Here is an 18,700-nt window from a genome sequence, read left to right on the forward strand (position 1 = left end):
TAGCTATGCTGCGGCAGAAAATCACGCTGCTAGTTAACAAATCACGTGGGCGTGGGTTGGCAGGGCTAGGCAATGCCTCCCGATCCATTGCAGGCCGTGATGCACGAGCCGTTTGGAGTTTCTGGCCTACGCCCGCAAACCATTTTCTCAGATTTGTTGGTGAAGAAATATCTGAAGTAGGGCTTGTCAGGCGGGGGGTACAGCCTTTTCTCCATCGATGGAATTCAACTTTCTAAGTACGTTGCTACTGGTGAAGAAAATACATTAGCCACAAAAATGACAAAGGAGTGCTGCATGAAATCAGGAACTGTGCTCAAGCTTGTGGAACAAGCCTTTCCAGAGCACGTGGTGGATGCGGATACGCTGACGGCTACTCAGCTGCGTAAGAAGTACCATGGCGAGTATTCCTCTTGGCGAAACATGAAGTACAGAGCCAAGATAAAAAACAAACCAATAGGAGCTGAGCTTGTTGATTTTTATAGCTTCCTGAAGGTTATGGGGCTACGCCCTAACACCGAGTACACCCTCGATGAAATCGAACATGGTAAGGGTTACATCGTCGGGAATGTTAGGTGGGCTGACAAACTTCAGCAGGCGCAGAATCAGCAGCATTCGATAACCTTGACTTATAACGGGGTCACCAAGCCTCTTTCCCAATGGGCTGCTGAAGTTGGAATGCCTTACCAGACTTTATACAAAAGATATCAGCAAAATTGGTCTGACGAAGAAATTTTGCATGGAAAAAAATGTGGCGATTTAAAAAAAACTAATATTTGGGATCAAACCCCTTGGCCAGAGGGCTACGAGCCACAATGGGAGCAGGCGTACCAAGAAAAAAGGGGTAATGGTGAATCACGGTTTGAGTTTTATTATCGCCACTCAAAAACTTTATGCGAAATGATAAAAATAAAAGGTCAAGAGTATTTTGAGGAGGTCATGCCTCAACAGATAATTGAACGGACCTCTCGTTACCGAGATTGGGTGCGTGATGCACTTCTAAAGTTGGAAGAGTGGAGAAGGCGAGAAAAATTCATTAATAGGCAAGCGGGGAATCTAGGCAAAGCAACTGAAGCAAAGCTGTATGACATTTTACATGGCAAGCCTAAGCCTTACATTGAAAATCCTCTTGCTCCCGATAAGGTACCATGACGCCTTGCTCGTCCTTGGTTTGTTGTGCATCATTCACTGGCCTCTGCTCTTGATTCGGTTGTATCAGATGAACACGATCCGGGATAGCCAATGTTTTTGGCCGCAGCTTCATGAGGAGATATTGAAAAGAGGTGCTACTTTTTCAGCGTAGGTAATGCTTCCTGTGCAGTTAATTGCAAAAAATTTCGAAGTTTTTAATATGGAGACGTTTATGGCAATCCCGAAAAAGAGCATAGCGAATAAACAGAACAGTAAAAAGAGTAGTGGCCCAAAAACCCAACAGGGTAAGGCTCAGTCAAGCGCTAACGCCTGCAAGCATGGTGTACTGAGTCGCAGATTATTCCTTGAGGATGAAAGCCCGGCGGAATACCAGTTGTTGCTGGATGGACTACAGGCATCGCTAAGCCCTGTTGGAACCCTGGAGTTGATGCTGGTGGAAAAAATTGCCATTTGCTATTGGCGACAGCAACGACTCATTCGAGCGGAAACAGCAGGTGTCGAGTTGAACCGTTGCCTTGACGTCAATAGCATCCGACTCGAAATTGAAGAGGCAATGGGGATAACTTACCCTCACAAGCTTAGCGATCATGATCTGACTCCTCCAAATGAGGATGACGATTATTCTTATGAAGATGCTTGCAAGCTGATTACAGAATATTCTTTATATATCTGTCCCAATATCAAAGCCATCAGCGTGGATCATCTAGAGAAAATGACTCCGATCTTCTACGAAGAGTTGGAGTTGGACGCGGAAGACCATGCTTCCATCTCTGAATTTTTGGCTTCATTCAAGGGCGGGTTATGTAAGTGGATAGAAAACACCTATGAGCGGCACTGCAGAAATTTTGTGGATGTAAAGCGGCGAAGGGATATTGCCAAAGTGGCTGCGCTGGTAAAGTCACAGCACTCTGCCCCAGTCAATCATGAGCTGATCAGTAAGTATCAAACAACGCTTAATAATGAGCTATATCGTGCAATTCGAGCATTGCGTGAAGCCCAGGAATGGCGCCTTCAATCAATAGCTAACCAAGTATGACAAACTGACAATGCAGTCATTTATAAATGGCTTCGTTTGGGGAAGAGTGGTATGTAGTTATTGCAGTTAATTGCACAACGCTCTTTCCCTGTCTCACCAAAGAAGACCGTCAACACGATTCAACTATTCCAAGAAGTAGAACACCTCAAGTCTTACCTCTTCTGAAAAACGTCCAAGCCCATCCCCTCTTTAGGCATTCAGGATTTGCCCTGTTTGACGAATGTCAATTCAGTGTCTAAGCTGAACGTGTGTCCTTTGTCGGCTACCTCACATTACAAATGCGCTTCCCGGATTGTTGGCCATTAAATTTGTCAAATCTGACAAAGGTAGTATTTTATCGTTGTGATTTAGCCGAACTTGCCGCAACGTAAAACAAGGCGCTAAACGGGCGTTACTTTTTAGGAGTAACGATCATGCTTTCCCGAAAGATACCCAGCCGTTTACTCAGATTGGCCAATGATGCTGATGCGGACTCACAATTCGAGGTAGCAGAGTTCCTACGGCAAGATGATAACCCCGACTTCAGAATGATTGCTTATTGGTATCGGAGGGCTGCCGAACAAGGCCACTGCGAAGCTCAGAATAACTTGGGGACCTTGTATCAACGCGGGTTGGGTGTTGCACAGGATGACACCGAAGCCGTGCTCTGGTACCGCCTAGCGGCTGAGCAAGGCGAGCCCATCGCCCAATACAATCTGGCAACCCGCTATCGCCTTGGAGAGGGAGTGCCGTTGGACTTGGACGAAGCGGTTAAGTGGCTGAAGCGGTCAGCTGGGCAGGATTATCCCGGTGCTGTCGCAGATCTTGGCGTTGCCTATTGGTTAGGCCACGGCGTAGCGAAGGATGTTATTAGAGCCGCTGCTTTGTTTGATTCTGCTGCAGAGTACGTGCCGGGCCACCATGCTGGGTTCTCTCTCTCTCGGCATGACGATCGAGTGCAGTTAACTGCACGACCGAATACATAACTTGCAGCCATACGATAGTTTTCATTACTTTCGCCTGTTTTTTGACCGCGCCATTACAAAGGGGGGGGCCATCCATCTTATTCGGCAAGGAGAAATGTAATGAACATGCGTTTTGTGGTAGCTGGCATAGTGCTAGTTACTGGAGTGGGGGCTACATCATTTTTCGTTGGACATGCTTGGAAGAATAACCCGCCTCAAACTGAACCTACTACCGAGAGTTCATTTGATAAATTGCAGGCAGTATATCGGGAAAGGATGCAGTTGGAGGTGCGAGAGCAGCTCAAAGATCCAGAGTCGGCTCAGTTTCGCAATTTGCAATATTACCCTAGGGTTTTTCTTGGAAAGAATGGGGAGTAGGTAGTCATCGAAGCCACGCTGTGCGGTGAGGTGAACGCTAAGAACTCGTTCGGCGGTTATGCCGGGCATCACGCGTTCTACATGACGGAGATGGTGCGACATCCTACAGCGGACACCACCTTGCTAGAATTTGATGATCCTACCGATTCAGATAGCCATAAAAGATTTCAGGACAAATATAAGATTGAGTCCAGGCCAAAGTATTTCGTTCGTGAAAAATAAAAAGCCAACATTACTTATGAAAGGGGATGTTGATTGAAAGCGTTAAAGCAGTGCCAAGGGAGCTCATCAAAGCTATAGCTTTTGCAGCTGAGAAGCACCGAAATCAGCGTCGCAAAGATGCCGATGCGTCGCCATACATCAATCACCCGATCGCCCTGGCAAACGTGCTCGCGAATGAAGGTGGTATTGAAGATGCAACCATCCTCTGCGCGGCGGTACTGCACGACACCATCGAAGATACAGAAACCACGATGGAGGGGCTGATCCAGCTTGTGGGGCATAAGGTGGCCTCGATCGTCCTTGAGGTGACAGACGACAAGGCTCTGGAGAAGCATGTCCGTAAGCAACAGAAAATCGAGCATGCGCCGCATTTATCGTCCGAGGCCAAGCTCGTCAAGCTAGCCGACAAAATTTGCAATTTGCGGGACATTCTTGCTTCTCCCCCAGCAGACTGGTCGGCCGATCGGAAACAAGCGTATTTCGACTGGGCTGCACAAGTTGTGGATGGTGTGCGAGGTATTCACCCAGAACTGGAAGCAGTGTTCGGTGGTGTATTTGCTCGCCACGCAGATCTTCGATGATCCCCCCTTGAGGCTGAATGATTCAGCGATCTACGTGGGCTCACGACGTAAGGTCTGAAATTTTTTGTGCTGATATGGCTCTGGGGTAAGCCTCTCGTGCAATTAACTGCACTACTAGGCGGCTGCTGGCGATAATTTTCAGAAAGGGCTCTCCATGGCCACACAGGCAGGCTTCACTACGACTCCCGCCCAATTACCCCGGATTCCCGCTGACCCGATCAAGCGCAGTCATTTCCGTGGAAGCCTGCTAGGTGGCGCCGTGGGAGATGCGCTAGGGGCGCAGGTCGAATTCATGAGCCTGGCAGAAATACGTCGTAAATTCGGTGAGGATGGCATCCGCGACTATGTTCCCTGCTATGGCCGGTTCGGCGCCATCACCGACGACACCCAGATGACGTTGTTTACCGCCGAGGGACTGCTGCGAGCTTATGTGCGCGCTGCAACCAAGGGCCTTTGCCATCCGCCCAGCGTGGTCAGATACGCCTACCTGCGTTGGCTGCATACCCAGGGAGTGGTGCATCCGGCACAATCCCATTGTCTTGATGGCTGGCTTATTGGTCACCCTGAGCTCTTTTCACGTAGAGCACCAGGGCAGACCTGCTTGAGCGCATTGCAGCAGAGTACAGGATGTGAGGCAAAAAACAGCAGCAAAGGCTGTGGCGGTGTAATGCGCGTCGCGCCGGTTGGCATGTTGGCCGCCAGTTTGTGGGATGTTAGATCAGAGCCACAGCAACTGGCTCGTGCATTTGAACTGGGAGTGGAAACGGCCGCAATCACCCACGGTCACCCGACAGGGCAGTTACCTGCTGGAGTATTCGCAGCAATGGTAGCGCTGATCTTGATGGGAGTCTTTCTGCGAGAGGCGGTAGAACAAGTCAAACAGCTGCTGGTGCAACAAGCGGATCACGGAGAAACACTGAGCGCGATCGAACATGCCATTGCCTTGGCTGAGCAGGATGGAGTCGGCGGTGCCAATTACCAGTCGCTGGCCACACTCGGCGAAGGCTGGGTGGCAGAGGAAGCGCTGGCCATCAGCCTCTATTGCGCTCTGACGGCACACAGTTTTGAAGAGGGAGTCACATTCGCGGTCAATCATGGTGGCGACAGCGATTCGACCGGTGCGATTACCGGCAATCTGTTGGGAGCCATGCTGGGAGTGGAGGCGATTCCAGAACGTTGGCTCAAACCGCTGGAGTTGTCCGACGTCATCACGGCAATGGCCGACGACCTCGCTACTGTCGGAGAATGGCTGCTCGATGATGACGATAGTCTCCTGGAAAGTGACTTCTACTGGAAGCGGTATCCGGGAGGATAATTACACTCCCATTTGTAAATAATATTACTTAATTATGCATGGCCATTTTCGTTGTTATCGTTTTTGGGGAGGGCTAGTTATGTCGAGCGTCTACGTAATTCAAGATGATGGCAACACAAAAATGATGGGGCGAGTCAGATGTCAAAATGAAGATCATGAACTTCAACGCATTTTGGAGAAAAACCCAAACTTGTTGCCAGGAGATCAGATCGACCCTGAAAACCCACGGCAATGGTTGCTTATTAAGCGAGAGATGCCCGTTCCAGATCCCTGTACAGGTCTTGACCGTTGGAGCATTGATTTTGTATTTGCTGACCAAGACGCCATACCGACATTTGTTGAGTGCAAGAGATTTTCAGATACTCGATCACGCAGGGAGGTTGTGGGCCAGATGCTAGAGTATGCAGCCAATGGCCATTACTATTGGAGCAAAGATATGCTTCGCGGCTTTGCAGAAAACACGGCAAAGCAAAAAGGAGTTGACCTCGACGAATCCATTTGCGTTCTGCGATCTGAAGGTGGAATCAATACTGATGCATTTTTTGAATGCCTTCAGCAGAATCTACGTGAAGGTCAACTACGAATCATCTTCTTCTTGGAGGAGTCACCTAACGAGCTTCGCAGTGTGGTCGATTTTCTCAACAAGCAGATGGAGCGTTCAGAAGTACTCCTCGTCGAAGCACGGCAATACATGCTTGATGGGCAGCGTATCGTAGCACCAACGCTATTCGGGTACACGGAAGAGGCTCGCCAAGCTAAGCGCGCAATCAATTCAGTAACCATGATTTCAAGCAGAAAATGGGATCGCGATTCGTATTTTTCTGATGCAATATCCAAGCTATCACCGCCAGAAGTTCAGATTATTGAGACATTACTCGAGCAGTCTTTAGCGCTTGGTAGCAAGATATCGTGGGGAAATGGGCAGAACAAGGGATCTTTCAATATCAAAGAGCCCTCTATTTGCTCCGGTTCATTGTTGAGCGTTTATTCGGACGGCCGAATCAATATAAATTTTGGTTCTTTGTCTGGCAGCGAAGCACGAGATCGTTCAAGGAAAATTTTTAGATCTCTGGTTTCGGAGAAAATTGGTTTTGATGTGCTTGATGATTCAGGGGTAAAGTACCCTGGCTACTCCATTGCGGAATGGGGAAGCAAAGTAGATTCCTTGCTTGAGGCATTGAGGTGTTTTATTGAACTTATTCGATGTCAAAATTAAAAATAAAATTAGGCATGATGGCATGCCTATGATTTTGAATGAATTTTGACATCCCTGAAATCTGGGTTGTGCAACTAGCAGAACCCGTTCGTCACTGCAACCCAGTTTTCTCTATCGCTTGTCGTCACAAACGGTGCAGAAAGGCCCTGTTACACTGTGAGCATGAATATTGCCACTAAACACATCGATCTCATTATTTCGCATCGGCAAGAATATCTCCTTGAATTGTGGTGACGCAGGCAGTATCAAACGCCCCTCCTTGAGGCAGAATGGCAATACCCATAAGCACATTCCCGCAGCCTTTGGGAAGCCAAAGACAGGAAGTGGCTGAGCGAAAGTATCCGTCTTTGGATAGATCAACACCACATCTCCCTGCCCGTCCAAATAATGATGGCCATACGCATACAACTGGTAGAAGTCCACCTGACTCAGCTGATACTTTTCACGAGCGTTATTCTTGGCCGCGTCTAGCAGCTTCCACTTCGTATCCAAGACCAAGCGCGTGGTTTGCTTCTGTATTACTAACAGGTCGGGCTTCAAGCGGAACCATCGCTGATCGTCATGCGCAACTAGGTACTGACTGCCTGCCTGTGCCTTCAGGGCGAAGTTCGCGCGCAACTGCCTTGCTAGGCTCTTCTCAACATAGGCTTCAAAGACCACCTCCATTGGGAACAACAATGATGGAGCGGTGTGATGCCCCGAGCCGGTCAGCGGCGATTCTTCGTTCAAGATGAGGCGTGCCCAAGCAAGGGCATCGGCGTAGTAGCCCATGCCCCTATCCAGTCGTACTTGCTGGAAATCGATCCGTGTTTGCGTGGAAGGCGGAACATCCGCAAAAACGAAATCCAGCTCTCGGGCCAGCTGCTGGTTGGCCTGCGTTCCGGTCAGAATCAACACGCGCCGTAACGCCGCGTGTAGCAGTCGGTTTTCTGGTCGGTCCGTCGAAAACTCATCGTGCTCGGTGAAAAAGCGGTCTGCCCGGAACAGGTTCTGCCGCAAGTGTGACGACATCAGTAGCTTGCCACGCAAGGCAAACAAGTTGTCCTGCCGCTGGCGATAGTCACTCCGAAGCCCACGCTTGACGATGTGCTCGACAGCGCGCAGAAACTCGCTGATGAAAATTTCCAGTAGCGGCATCCGCGCCGCAGAAAGTTGGGCTCTATTGGTCAGCACATGCCGAAAGCCATGCAGACAGCACAGCATTTCAATCAGCAACTGACGCGCCTCGACCGCACCGCCACCGATGGCCTTGCCGACTTTCGGCAGCACCTCTATCTGGTAACCGTCCTGCGCACGAATGACGCCGACAAAGCTGGTCACCTGGATGACACGGCGCCCACGACGCTGGGCCCAGCGCAACCAGGCGGCATCTCCCGCGTCTGCAGCTCGCAGGCACTGCTCCTCAAGCCAGCCAAATACGCTGGCCGGAACTAGGTGCACGCCATCGATACCCGAGAAGTCCGCCCCAGCTGCTGCTAGGGCGTCAAACTCGTAAATCGTCAAGCCTTTCATCAGGCTGGCAACGTCTGATAGATGCCGATGTAGGCGTCAGGGTTGGTGAAAGACGCATCCTGAACCACGTAGCGCTGCTTGGTGGCATAGGTGTCCAGGCCGTGATCGCTGCCGAACAAGCGCGCCAGATCCTCTTCATGATCCTGGCTTTCAATCACAAACCGAGCCGCCTCGGGCTTCTGGTTGTCTGCCAGCACAAGCCGGATTTTTTGCCAATCTTCGAAGAAGTACTCCTCGAGCAAGGGGACGATGCGATTACTGAAGACCTGCGACAACGCCACGAGTCGTTCGTCTCCGTCAGGGACTTGTGCAAGCGATGTGAAGTAAGCATGACCGATGCAGTGATCGCGGTCGTAAAGTGCCTCGACGCGCTGATTGATGACAGACAGCATTCGCGGGATGTCGATCACCTGCCCATCCAAGGTCACCCGCAGGCCAAAAAGTGGCGCACCCGCCTCATCACGAGCATCCGGCAGCACAGGCACAAAGTCAAACCTGCGACGCAGTGCCGTATCAAGCAGGGCAAGCGACCGGTCCGCTGTGTTCATCGTGCCGATGATGTCAAGGTTGGGTGGTACCGAGAATGATTCGCCCGAGTACGGCAACGTGACCGAGATGGCGTTTTCCGCACTCTCACGCTTGTCCGGTTCGATCAACGTGATCAGTTCGCCGAAAATCTTGCTGATGTTGCCCCGGTTGATCTCGTCGATGACCATGGCAAAGCGCTTGTCCGGTGCGAGGCGTGCTTTGCGGCACAGATCCTTGAATGCGCCTGGGCGTATTTCGTACTTGATCGCACCCGAGCCAGTATTGTCATCCAGCACCGGGCGCAGGCCTTCCACGAATTCCTCATAGCCATATGATTGGTGGAACGTGACAAAGCTGTAGTGACGAAGGATTTCCGAAGACTGGGCGCCAGCCCGGTACTCCTTGACCAACGCAACGAGGTCGGCGCATGCTTCTTCCCATTCACCGGCCAGTTGCCAAACAGACTCCTCGATCTTGTCGAATACCTGCGGGCTAAAGCGCAGCTTCTGTTTGACAGTCGTGGATTCATCAACCGTACGTTCCTGCAGCGTCGTCCAGATTGTCTGTCGCAGGTTGTCCTTGCGGCCTTTGGCCGTCGCCAGCGCATCGATGAAGGGGTGCGCCAATAGCTGGCTCACGTTGGCCTTGCCGCCGAGGTCGAGCAACGTCAAGACGGCAGCTTCCCACCATTTCAGCGAAGCAATTCTGTCCGCGATAAATTGGCTCTGCCATTCCGCCGTAGACACTGAGGTCATTGCCTGCTCATAGTCTCGCCGCAGCAATTTGGAAACTTCGTAAGTCTTGCCTGTCCCGGGCGGCCCGTAGTAGATGCGATTGAAGGCTTGCGTGACAGCGGCGTCCATTGGTGGCTCCTCGTCATCGGATTCCTCGTCGGACTCCGTCGGGTCATCCCGAAGTTGATCTGGCCACAACCCTGGCCGTGCAGTTTCCAAGACCAACCAGTCGTCCAGCGTTTCACGCTCGGCGACCAACGCGGTTTCAATTTTCGCCACCAGATCATCGGTCAGTGGCTCCCGGTTCAACTTGGGCACTGCACCGACATCGCGTGTCCAGGATATCTTCCGGGTGCGGGTGCCACGGATCACACCGAGCACGCCGATCGCACGCTCACTTCCGGGGGTCTTGCGGCCAAATCGGACCTGAATCCCTTTACCCATGTGCCACCAGTCGAGCCCCGCCGCGTGAACGGCTCTGGCCAACCTGCAAAACGTAGCCCTGTCTTCAGCGGCCCATGAGGCACGGAAGGTTTTGAAGGCGGGCTTGCCGTCGAAATGCTTGAGCAGATCTTCATCACTCAGCTTTTCTCCCAAATCCAGCGTGGTCACGACTTCGTCATAGCGGAGCCGGAATTTGCGTATGGCCTCGATGCTCCAATCGACCAGCTCAGCCAGCGATTTGCCGAGCCCTTCTGACGCTGGAAGAATGGCGACAATGGGCGAGCCATTGTCGTAGCCACCTCGCAGCGCAAGGTAGTCACGACGCACGGGTGCCCCGCCATCAAGTCCGACCGTGTCGATCTTGACCACAAAACCGTCATCCGCTCCAATCCCAACGGTATAGGCCAGCTCCTTGGGCGAATCCATTGCCGGGTAGATGCGGGCCCAGTTGTAGGGCAGGAAGGAATTCGCCTGACTAGTCGGGCGCTTGCGAACCTTGACCACACCCATCGGGAACAACTTGGTCTTCACCTCGTTGGCCCATGCCTCGGTCACCTCATAGGCCTTCTTCAGTTCTTCGTAGGCGCGATTCTGCTCGGGGTTGGATTCGTCGCGCTTTTGCCCCTTCCACTTGTTCAGCAGCTTGAAGTGGTCTCTGGTGAAGTAGTCCGCCATATTTTTTTCTATATTCCCTCAACATCAATGCCGTGTTCGGCCAGCCAGGCTCTTCGCTGCGCATAGTCGGGCATTACACGCTCAACGCGCAGCCAGAATGCAGGGGTGTGGTGTGGCTCGTGCAGGTGGGCAATCTCATGCACCACCACATACTCCGCGATACGGGCTGGCAGCAAAATCGTCTTCCAGTGGAAGTAAAGCCAGTCGCCTTTACCGCATGAGCCCCAGCGATAGCCTAGGTCCTGCACTTTCACGCCAGCCGGTGTTACCTCCATGCGCGACTGATAGTCGACCACACGGCCGGACAACCAAACTCGGGCTCTTTCGCTGTACCAGCGGATGAAGTGTTGCCGTGCATCTGCCTGCGCATCATGGCGCAGTGCAAAGCGGCCATTTGTCAGTTTCAAGGGCGCATCTTGGGACTCGACCATTTTCAGCCGATGGGTTCGCCCGAGGTACAGGAAACCCTCGCCGCCAACAAACTCCTTGCGCGGCACCTTGTGTTGCAGCCGATCCTTCTCAGCCAGCTTTGTGTAGATCCAGAAACGCTTCTCGCTGACAAAATCTCGGAGCTGATCGATGCCCACCTCAGGCGGTGCACTCAGAATCAGTTCCCCTGTTCGTTCCACCGTGATTTGCATGGTCCGGCGCCTGGCGCTGCGCCGTATCGCGAATTGCAAGTCGTCCACCTGGATGCAAGCCTCTGCCTCGGCCGTGGTGCTGTCCGTCTGATGGTCGGTTGCGTTCAGGGGAGCCCGCATGGGTTTACACCTGCACCAGCTTGTCGTGGTTAGCACGCGCCTGCTCCATCAACTTGTCGGCGAGCACGCCCGCCTTGTCGGTATCCACCAAGGGCGGCCGCAAGCGCATCAAGTGCTCGAACAGTTGGGTATTCAGGTCTTCCTGCGCCGCGCGTTTATGGGGGCTCCAGATATCCCGGTTGCCCTGCAGTTCCTGCACCAGCAAGTCCACCAGTTCCACGGTCACATCTTTCAGGCGTAGCAACTCAGCTGCTGTAGGCGTCTGCCCAGCACACACCACATCGAGAACCGTGCGCAGAAACGGCGCACAATGCTCGGGCAAGTCGCTCGGCGCATCGGCACTGCCAGCGTTACCGGTGCGCAGCTCGTCGATGATCTTCTGCAGCTGCGAGATCACCTCATTCCACTGCTCGCCCAAGGTCTTCAGGATGTCGCTCAAGCGCTCCGAGAGCTTGCGGTACAGCACCGGGTCTTCATCGGTGTGTTTGCGGATATGCGAGCGAATCGCATGCTCCATCTCGGACGCCTTGGCGCGGTCGCTCGCGGCACGCGCAACGTGCGTATCGAACTCTGCATCGGTCAGCTGGATCGGTGGGATCTTCGGATCGACACCCAGCGAAATCACGTGGTCGTCGATCAGCTTGCGCACCTTGGCGCCGACGTCTTTACCCAGTACCGGCGTGTCCTTGTAGCGGTTGCGAGCGCGGGCATAGATATAGGCCAGGCGCTTGGCGTCGCCCGAATACGGTAAGCCTTCGGGGCGCGGCAGCACGGTATCCAGTGACGCAAGAAATGCCTTGAGCTTGACGGCGAACTCGGCGCGCAACCTCTCGCTGCCCAAGGCCTCGACGCAGGCTTCGGTATCGTCCAGCGACTCGACTCCACGCTGGCGGAACAGATCCACCACGCGCAGATGCCGGTCACGCAACACCGGCACCTCGTCCTTCAGGCTAGCCAGTGCGCCTTCCACATCCTCATCGGCGTAGGCCGCCAGCGCCTCCTTCAAATGCTGCGCTACACCGTAGTAATCCACTACGATACCGCAGCGCTTGCCGAAACCAGTACGGTTGACGCGGGCGATCGCCTGCAGCAGTTCTGCCTCACGGATCGGGCGGTCGAGATACATCACGTCCTCGATTGGCGCATCGAACCCGGTCAGCAACATCGACTTCACCACCAGAAAGGCCAGTGGGTCGGTCTTTTCCGGCTTGGCGTCGAACAGTGGCTTCTTGAAGCGCTTGATCAGTTGTTCATGAGCTGCGTCGTCGGTCCATTGCTTCCAGGCTGGATCGTCATTGTTGCTTCCAGAGATGATGGGGGCAAACTCGATGCGGGCCAGCGTGTCGCGGTAGCGCCAAGCCTGCACCGCCGCCTGCACTTTGGCCGGGCGTTGGCACAGCGCTTCGTCATCCAAAGCCTTGTCTTCGGGCGAAAGTGCCTGCGCCTCGGCCAGCAGTTCGTCACGCGCCTGCTTCAACGCATCGAAGTAGCGGATTGCCGCCAAGCGGCTGTACGCCACCACCTGCGCCTTGTAGCCGTTGGGCAGGATGTTGGTGACGTAGTGGCGAAGGATGTCGCGTGCCTTGTCGGCGATCAGCGCCGGTGCGTCGAAAATATGGCCCTTGGTGGTATACTTCTGCTTGATTGTCTCCAGCTCTTCGGGCGTGTGCTGGCGGAAAAGATCCTCGAACAGCTCGTCCAGGCTGGCGCCATCCTTGACTGCGCCGTTGGCAGTACGGCCCTCGTAGAGCACCGGCACCGTTGCGCCGTCAGTCTCGGCTTCCTTGATGGTGTAGCGGTCAATGAACTCGCCAAAAATCTCGTGGGTGCGCTTTTTCTCACCCATGATGATCGGCGTGCCGGTAAAGCCGATGCGTGCGCAGTTGGGCAGGCCAGCCATCAGCTTGGCGTGTAGGTCCCCCGCTTGGGTGCGGTGGGCCTCATCCACCAGCACGAGAATGCTGTCGTCCTCGTTCAGTACCTCAAACTTCTCGTCAGGCTTGTAGTTGGCTTTTGGTTCTTCCACCTTAGGCAAGTCATCCGCCGTTAGCGGTGCATCACCAGTGCCATCCTGATCGCGGTATTTCTGAATAGTGGCAAAGATCAGCCCCGGCCCCTGGCGCTGGGCGAGTGCCCTCACGCCGCTGGCACTCTCGGCCACTTCCACCACCTCGCCGGTCAGCGTGGCGGTAACGGACAACTGGCCTTGCAAGTCCTTGCGGTCGGTAACGACAATGACTTTGAAGCGCCGTAGTTGTGCGTCGGCGCGCATCTTGCGCACCAGGAACACCATGGTGAGCGACTTACCCGAGCCCTGGGTGTGCCAGATGATGCCGCCGCGCTGGTCGTGCTCGCCATGCTGCAAGCGCGTCTGGCCAGTCTTGAGCCGAACGATGGCGCGGTTGACGGCCCGGTACTGCTGGTAGCGGCACACCGTCTTGATGGTTTGCCCGCCCGCTTGCATGAACAACATGAAGTTCTGCACCACATCCAGCAGATGCACGGGTGACAGCAGCCCGGCAATCAAACGCTCTTGTTCGGAGAGAGCAGGCTTGCCGAGCGCTTGCGCCACCTCGATCTCGCTACCGTTGCCATCGGGGCCGACCACCGTCTTCCACTGAGCGTAATGCTCAAAGGCCGCACCCACGCAGCCCACCCGTGCCTCGTCAAAGCTGGTGGCCACCAGCAGCTGGTTGGTGGCGAACAAAGGCTCGTTGCCCTCATTGTCGTCCACCTCGAAGGCCGCCTTGCGCTGGTTGCTGTAGCGCCGCAGTTGGTCCACCGCCTCAGCCAGTGGCTCGGGTATCGAGGGGCTTTTGCACTCCACCACCACCAACGGGATACCATTCACCAGCAGCACTAGGTCGGGCACGATGAACTGCTTGGCGCTGTTGAAACCGGGCGGGCAATCGACGCGGTACTGGTTGATCACCGTGAAGCGGTTGTTGGACGGGGTGTCCCAGTCGATATAGCGTATTGTCTGTCCGCGCCCACCGTCCCAGCCGGGCAAACCGTCCACGGTCAGGCCACGGATCAACAAGGTGGTGGCCTTCTCGTTGGCCTCCAACAGCTTGTGCGTGCCCAGGCGGGTGATGGCTGCCACGGCTTCCGACAGCCGCGCCTCGTCCAGCCAGGGCACACCGTCAGCGCCGGGGTTCAGCGCGCGCAGTTGTTCGCGTAGCAGCCCCTCCTGAATCACCTCGGCGAAACTGGTACGACCCGTGACCGCCGGGTCGTCGAGACTGCCCGCGTTATAGGCCCAACCGAGTGCCTGCAACTGGGCTACAAACGGTTTTTCGACGTCATCAAGTTCCCAGCCCATCAGGCGCTCCCTTGTTGTTGTGCGGCCTCGGCCAGTAATGGTGTGACGCGGACACGCCCGGTGAGGAGGTCGTCCATGAGGCCGGCTTTCTCTGAATGACGCTTTGCAAGGGAATCAACCTCCAAGTCAATCCTCTTGCTAAGTTCACGAAGGCGCTCTTCCATGAGGCGCTGCTCCTCACGTGGAGGTGCTGGAAGCCGAGTAGATCTCAGAGTTTCAGACCGAATTGCGGCCATCGTCCCGCCTTGCTGATCTCGAGCGAAGTGCCCGAGCACCCAAGGCGAGTAGTTGACCTGCAGCATCGCTAAGTAGGGTGAGTAAGCTTGTTGATTAAGAGAGATCGTCCAGGTGTGCTTGGAGGACAGAGCTTGGCCGATGTCTTCCGGTACGAGGCAACATCTCCCGACAGTGCCCATGATCGTGATCATCAAGTCATCGGGGCGAACTGCATAGCGCGCCAGTTGTGTAAACTTCCTAGGTGTCACGAAGCGCGTATAGTCGGCGACAAACCGCTCGGTGTGGACATTGTCAATTCCGAGAAGTGGGAGTCCAGTTTCAACCAACTCCTGCTTTAGAAGCGCACTGCCGAATGGGCCTGAGCGCATGGCCGGATCAACGTCGCCTAGCAACTCTGCAAGCTGCTTGATATCCCACTCCTTAGGAATCCACCCCAGCGGCGATTCCTTGTAGAGATGCGGTGCCTCGGCCTGAGGCGGGCGCAGTTCGCCGTTGGCGGCGATGCCGCGCGTCAACAGATCGTGCAGCAGGCCCTGCTTGATGGCCTTCAGCTTGGTGACTATCGTCTCGGTTTCGTGGATGGCGGTGTCGATGGTGTCCAGGATCTGGGCGACCTTTTGCTGCTCACCTAAGGGAGGCAATTCGATCGGGACGGCTTCCAAGATGGCCTTTGATAGTCCGCCACGACCACCGCCAGACGAGCGCGCACGGAGCTCTTCGTATCTCCGATCCAAATTGTGAAACAGATAGTCTGTGCGCAGGTCACTTCCGTTTGCTTTCAGGAGCGCGATGGACTGATTGGTGCTGAGGGTGCATAACGTGAGCGCGACTGTTCCACGTGTTTTTCCTTGACCAGCGAGGCCAACGGCGACAGCAGGCGGGCTAGTCAGGGTTGCATTTGACGAACGTAGGCCGAGCGCCGTAATGCGACCGGGAACATCAGTGATCCTTCGAAGATGAACATCACCGGACGCCATCCAAGGAACGTCACCGCCCCAGAACTGCCGAACCTCTGTCGATGGCGTACCGCCGAGGATGCACTCAGAGACTTGTCCAAGGGTTGTGGAGCTCCACCCAACGGGAAGGTTGGTAGCGAGATGACTAGACATACTGCAACCCCATCAAGAACCCTTGCAACGCATTCGCCGCCTCATCACGCTTACCCTCGATCTCGGTCAGCGTCACCCGGTACTTATCCCACCAGTTCTCGAACGTCGCGACGATGGACTTGCGCTGGGCGGCCATGTAGCGCTCGACGATGGCCTGCATATCGTTGTGCAAGATAGTCAGCAGCAGCTCGGCGGCTGCTTCTGGCGTCAACCCTTCAACGGCGGTGCCGATGTGCTGCTTGAAGCTGTCGTTCTTGGCCTTGAGCTGCTTCTTGACGGCGGTGAGTTCCTTTTTCCAGGCCTTGAGCTGGGCTTCGTCCACGGTGTTTTCTTCATCGGCCTCATCCTCCACAGCCTCAGCGGCTTCGCCTTCTTCCCCTTCGGCGTCCTTGGGACTAACGGCCTTGATTTGGCTGTCCAGCTCGGCCTTCTTGGCTTCCAGCTCGGTGATGGCCTCGACAAAATCACTCATCAGGAATTTGACCAGCTTGTGCTCCAGCGGACTTTCCTTGCTGGCCTTGTCTTCCAGCGCGGTGACGATGCTGGTGCGCCACGCATCGGCCACGCCCTTGGCGCCGCGTGCCATCAGGGTAAGGAAGTCGTACTTGGTCTGGTACCAGAAACCAGCCACGATGCCGCGCACCTGGAAGGGATCGAGCAGGCCGATGGCCTCCAGGCTTTGGCTGAAGCTGGCCAGCAGGTCGAGACGCAGCGCCACCAGGCTAGTGGCGTTGTCCATTTGCCCGGAGAGGGCCGTGATGCGAGCACTGTGGTCTTGCCACCATTGCTCGAAAGCGGTGCGGATGGCGGCCTCCTTCGCCACCAGTCCGGGATTGCTTTCGATGGCGGGCTTGAGGTACTGCCGTTTGTCGAGGGTGGGCGCGAAGTCGAAATACTTGGCATTACGCTCCACAAACAGGTCCAGCGGGTTCAGGCCGTGGGCGCTGAATAGTTTGGCTTTGTCGGCCACCTCGGCCTTGGGGATGCCGCCCACCAGATGGGCGCGCACATCGTGCGGTTCAGGCGGCGGTGCATTGTCGGCGTAGCGGCGGATGTTGAGGTTGTAGTCGTTGGCTTTGAGCGTGGCATTGTCGACGATGGCCGAGAAGCCGTCGATGGCGCGGAATTCGTCGAAGGTGGTGACGATCTTCTCGATGTGCTCGGGCAGCAGGTAGTTCTGCGCGCGGCCTTCGAAAAACTCACGGTCGGCGTTGATGAACAGTACCTTGCCCTGCCGCTCGGCTGGCTTGCCACTGACGCTGTTTGCCCCATTCTGCACTCGCTGGCGTAACACCAGAATACAGGCGGGGATGCCTGTGCCGTAAAACAGGTTGGGCGCGACACCAATGACGGCTTCGAGCAGGTCATCTTCAATGATGCCAGCGCGGATGGTTCTTTCCTCGCCACCCCGGAACAGTACGCCGTGCGGCATTACCGTGGCTACCATGCCGCCGTCGCGGGTGACGGCCAGCATGTGCTGCAGAAACATCAGGTCTGCTTTCTTTGCACCCAGCGGTACCTGTCCATAAATGAAGCGCTCGGCACCAAACTTCGGCCGCCAAGCAGGCTGGCCGTCGGCATCTTTCTCGGTATTGCCCCAACTGATGGAGAACGGCGGATTGGTCAGCACCCGGTCGAAGTGCATCAGTTCGCCACCCTCAACGTGCTGCGGCTCGGCCAGCGTGTCTTCGTTTTGCAGGTTGGCGGTACTGATGCCGTGCAGCAGCATGTTCATCTTGGCGATGGACCACACGGTGCCGTTGAACTCCTGGCCGAACAGGTTGGCCTTGCGACCGTCTTCGCCATGCTCGTCGATGTATTCCTTGGCGGCGATCAGCATGCCGCCGGAGCCGCAGCAGGGGTCGTAGATGTCGTGTTTGAGCTCGGGCTTGATCAGCCGCACCATCATCCTCACCACCGAGCGCGGAGTGTAGAACTCGCCGCCTTTCTTGCCCGCCGAATCGGCAAATTCGCCAATCAGGTATTCGTAGGCGGCACCGAGCAGGTCGGGGAATTCGAAGTCCTCATTGCGCAGGCGGTACAGGCTGAAATGCGTAATGAGCTGCTGCAGCTTGATATCGGGAATCTTGCTCTGGCCAACTTTTCGGGTGAAGTCGATATGCTCCAGCACGTCGTAGAGGCTGACGTTTTCACCTTCAATCCCGGCGAGCGCCTTGCTTAGCAGGCTACCGACGTTGGCCTGGCGCGAGTTGTCGACGAGGTAGCTGTAGCGTGACTCTTTCGGTACCCAGAAGTAGCCATCCTTTTTGTACCACCGCTTGTTCTCGGCCGAGGCCTCAGCTTCGGCGGGCGCCTTGCCCGCATCGATTTCGAGTTCGATGACTTCGGCACGGCGCTGTTCGAAAACGTCGGAGCAACGCTTGAGGAACAGCATCCCGAAGATGTATTCCTTGAACTCAGAGGCATCCATCTTGCCGCGCAGGATGTCGGCGGCTTTGAAGAGGTGGCGTTCTAGCTGTGGCAGGGTTAAGGGCATGTAGGAAATCCGCTTGTATTCGTTCAATCAATCGTTACTT

12 protein-coding genes, 1 pseudogene and 1 riboswitch are annotated in these 18,700 nt (G+C 55.1%); of the genes and pseudogenes, 7 read left to right on the forward strand and 6 right to left on the reverse strand.

Features of this window, described 5'->3' with window-relative positions:
• Positions 1-294 precede the first annotated feature (294 nt).
• The 7 genes from NH8B_RS20785 to NH8B_RS20795 all read left to right on the forward strand — a co-directional run bounded on the left by NH8B_RS20785 (position 295) and on the right by NH8B_RS20795 (position 6,841).
• Positions 295-1,149 (forward strand): hypothetical protein, encoded by an 855-nt coding sequence (locus NH8B_RS20785; protein WP_014086317.1) that lies wholly within the window; start codon positions 295-297, stop codon positions 1,147-1,149.
• A gap of 211 nt (positions 1,150-1,360) precedes the next feature.
• On the forward strand, positions 1,361-2,185 hold the full coding sequence (locus NH8B_RS05090; RefSeq protein WP_014086318.1) for a hypothetical protein: 825 nt from the start codon (positions 1,361-1,363) through the stop codon (positions 2,183-2,185).
• A gap of 329 nt (positions 2,186-2,514) precedes the next feature.
• Positions 2,515-2,589, forward strand: a riboswitch (SAM riboswitch).
• Between the two features lie 9 nt (positions 2,590-2,598).
• A complete protein-coding gene (locus NH8B_RS05095; protein ID WP_014086319.1) occupies positions 2,599-3,150 on the forward strand; it encodes a tetratricopeptide repeat protein in 552 nt (183 codons plus the stop codon).
• A 99-nt stretch (positions 3,151-3,249) separates the two neighbouring features.
• Entirely contained in the window at positions 3,250-3,507 is a 258-nt protein-coding gene (locus NH8B_RS20790; protein ID WP_014086320.1) for a hypothetical protein, read from the forward strand.
• A 248-nt stretch (positions 3,508-3,755) separates the two neighbouring features.
• On the forward strand, positions 3,756-4,310 hold the full coding sequence (locus NH8B_RS05105) for an HD domain-containing protein (RefSeq protein ID WP_014086321.1): 555 nt from the start codon (positions 3,756-3,758) through the stop codon (positions 4,308-4,310).
• 154 nt (positions 4,311-4,464) lie between these two features.
• On the forward strand, positions 4,465-5,625 hold the full coding sequence (locus NH8B_RS05110) for an ADP-ribosylglycohydrolase family protein (protein ID WP_014086322.1): 1,161 nt from the start codon (positions 4,465-4,467) through the stop codon (positions 5,623-5,625).
• Between the two features lie 79 nt (positions 5,626-5,704).
• Positions 5,705-6,841, forward strand: a complete 1,137-nt coding sequence (locus NH8B_RS20795; protein WP_014086323.1) for a hypothetical protein — start codon at positions 5,705-5,707, stop codon at positions 6,839-6,841.
• A gap of 111 nt (positions 6,842-6,952) precedes the next feature.
• Here the strand turns inward: NH8B_RS20795 and NH8B_RS05115 are convergent, their stop codons facing one another.
• The 6 genes and pseudogenes from NH8B_RS05115 to NH8B_RS05140 form a co-directional block, all read right to left on the reverse strand.
• Complete coding sequence (locus tag NH8B_RS05115; protein WP_014086324.1) at positions 6,953-8,353, reverse strand: McrC family protein; 1,401 nt, start codon at positions 8,351-8,353, stop codon at positions 6,953-6,955.
• Complete coding sequence (locus tag NH8B_RS05120; protein WP_014086325.1) at positions 8,353-10,734, reverse strand: McrB family protein; 2,382 nt, start codon at positions 10,732-10,734, stop codon at positions 8,353-8,355. The genes NH8B_RS05115 and NH8B_RS05120 overlap by 1 nt, the downstream gene beginning before the upstream one ends.
• A gap of 8 nt (positions 10,735-10,742) precedes the next feature.
• The gene (locus NH8B_RS05125) at positions 10,743-11,495 is read right to left on the reverse strand and encodes a M48 family metallopeptidase (protein ID WP_014086326.1); all 753 of its coding nucleotides are present in this window, start codon (positions 11,493-11,495) and stop codon (positions 10,743-10,745) included.
• Positions 11,496-12,474: 979 nt separating this feature from the next.
• Positions 12,475-14,817: pseudogene (locus NH8B_RS05130) on the reverse strand (type I restriction endonuclease subunit R); the annotation flags it as partial.
• Positions 14,817-16,163 carry a restriction endonuclease subunit S gene (locus NH8B_RS05135; protein WP_014086328.1) on the reverse strand — a complete coding sequence of 449 codons (1,347 nt, stop codon included), beginning with the start codon at positions 16,161-16,163 and terminating at the stop codon, positions 14,817-14,819. The pseudogene NH8B_RS05130 and the gene NH8B_RS05135, both read right to left, overlap by 1 nt.
• The gene (locus NH8B_RS05140) at positions 16,156-18,660 is read right to left on the reverse strand and encodes a type I restriction-modification system subunit M (protein ID WP_041703325.1); all 2,505 of its coding nucleotides are present in this window, start codon (positions 18,658-18,660) and stop codon (positions 16,156-16,158) included. The genes NH8B_RS05135 and NH8B_RS05140 overlap by 8 nt, the downstream gene beginning before the upstream one ends.
• Between the last annotated feature and the right edge of the window lie 40 nt (positions 18,661-18,700).

Origin of the sequence: Pseudogulbenkiania sp. NH8B, from assembly GCF_000283535.1 — a bacterium.
GTDB classification, from domain to species: domain Bacteria; phylum Pseudomonadota; class Gammaproteobacteria; order Burkholderiales; family Chromobacteriaceae; genus Pseudogulbenkiania; species Pseudogulbenkiania ferrooxidans.

What these genes read in the sequence shown, in the direction of transcription:
- NH8B_RS05115 (WP_014086324.1), bottom strand. Translation starts at nt 8,353, where the DNA reads ATGAAAGGCTTGACGATTTACGAGTTTGACGCCCTAGCAGCAGCTGGG.
- NH8B_RS05090 (WP_014086318.1), top strand. Translation starts at nt 1,361, where the DNA reads ATGGCAATCCCGAAAAAGAGCATAGCGAATAAACAGAACAGTAAAAAG.
- NH8B_RS05120 (WP_014086325.1), bottom strand. Translation starts at nt 10,734, where the DNA reads ATGGCGGACTACTTCACCAGAGACCACTTCAAGCTGCTGAACAAGTGG.
- NH8B_RS05110 (WP_014086322.1), top strand. Translation starts at nt 4,465, where the DNA reads ATGGCCACACAGGCAGGCTTCACTACGACTCCCGCCCAATTACCCCGG.
- NH8B_RS05125 (WP_014086326.1), bottom strand. Translation starts at nt 11,495, where the DNA reads ATGCGGGCTCCCCTGAACGCAACCGACCATCAGACGGACAGCACCACG.
- NH8B_RS05135 (WP_014086328.1), bottom strand. Translation starts at nt 16,163, where the DNA reads ATGTCTAGTCATCTCGCTACCAACCTTCCCGTTGGGTGGAGCTCCACA.
- NH8B_RS20785 (WP_014086317.1), top strand. Translation starts at nt 295, where the DNA reads ATGAAATCAGGAACTGTGCTCAAGCTTGTGGAACAAGCCTTTCCAGAG.
- NH8B_RS20795 (WP_014086323.1), top strand. Translation starts at nt 5,705, where the DNA reads ATGTCGAGCGTCTACGTAATTCAAGATGATGGCAACACAAAAATGATG.
- NH8B_RS05140 (WP_041703325.1), bottom strand. Translation starts at nt 18,660, where the DNA reads ATGCCCTTAACCCTGCCACAGCTAGAACGCCACCTCTTCAAAGCCGCC.
- NH8B_RS05095 (WP_014086319.1), top strand. Translation starts at nt 2,599, where the DNA reads ATGCTTTCCCGAAAGATACCCAGCCGTTTACTCAGATTGGCCAATGAT.
- NH8B_RS05105 (WP_014086321.1), top strand. Translation starts at nt 3,756, where the DNA reads ATGTTGATTGAAAGCGTTAAAGCAGTGCCAAGGGAGCTCATCAAAGCT.
- NH8B_RS20790 (WP_014086320.1), top strand. Translation starts at nt 3,250, where the DNA reads ATGAACATGCGTTTTGTGGTAGCTGGCATAGTGCTAGTTACTGGAGTG.